The organism is Candidatus Symbiopectobacterium sp. NZEC135 (assembly GCF_025962695.1).
Genome location: NZ_JAGFPF010000831.1, coordinates 1 through 905 on the forward strand (window position 1 = coordinate 1; position 905 = coordinate 905).

Sequence of the window (905 nt, forward strand, 5' to 3'; positions counted from 1 at the left end):
GTACCACCGTATATTGATGGCTTAAAAGCCAGCGTGCCTGAATGGTTTACCTGGCCGCAGGAGAAACGTAATGCCGAGGCCAAGCGACTATTGCGTGAAGCAGGGTATTCGCCCGAAAAGCCGTTGACGCTGACGCTGCTTTATAATACTTCCGATCTGCACAGGAAAATGGCGATTGCCGCCGCGTCGCTCTGGAAGCAAAATATCGGCGTGAATGTGAAATTGGAAAATCAGGAATGGAAAACGTTTCTCAGCACGCGCCATCAAGGGAATTATGATCTGGCGCGCGCCGGGTGGTGTGCGGATTATAATGAGCCGTCGTCATTTTTGAACAGCATGTTATCGGACAGCAGCTCAAATACCTCACATTACAAAAGCGCGGCGTTTGATGCGTTTATGGTGAAATCACTGCAAGTGACCAATGACGAAGCGCGCACGGCCGTGTATCAACAGGCCGAAACGCAATTGGATCGCGATGCGGTGACGATACCGATATTTTATTACGCCAATACCCGGTTGGTGAAACCGTATGTCGGCGGCCTGACCGGAAACGATCCGCTCGACAATATTCATGTGAAAGATCTTTATATTTTGCAACATTAACGCCGTCCCTGAATGTGCTTCGCTGCTCTCTTGCCGAAAAAAATCCTCGGTGAAGAGGGGGCGAGCACAGTAACAGGTGCCATGCCTTTATAGGTAGAACCATGCTGAAATTTATACTGCGTCGTTGTCTGGAAGCGATACCGACGCTGTTTGTATTGATTACGATCTCGTTCTTTATGATGCGGCTAGCGCCGGGAAGTCCTTTTACTGGCGAACGCAATTTGCCCCCGGAAGTGATGGCAAATATTGAGGCCAAATACCATCTCAACGATCCGGTATTGAAGCAATATGGTAATTACCTG

General features: G+C 49.2%; 1 protein-coding gene and 1 pseudogene. Both read left to right on the forward strand.

All coding sequences use genetic code 11. The features are described from left to right. On the forward strand, positions 1 to 603 hold a 603-nt coding region (locus J5224_RS30790; RefSeq protein ID WP_264628822.1), incomplete at its 5' end, for an ABC transporter substrate-binding protein. Positions 604 to 704: 101 nt separating this feature from the next. Next, positions 705 to 905 (forward strand): annotated as a pseudogene (gene oppB / locus J5224_RS30795) (oligopeptide transporter permease); the annotation flags it as partial.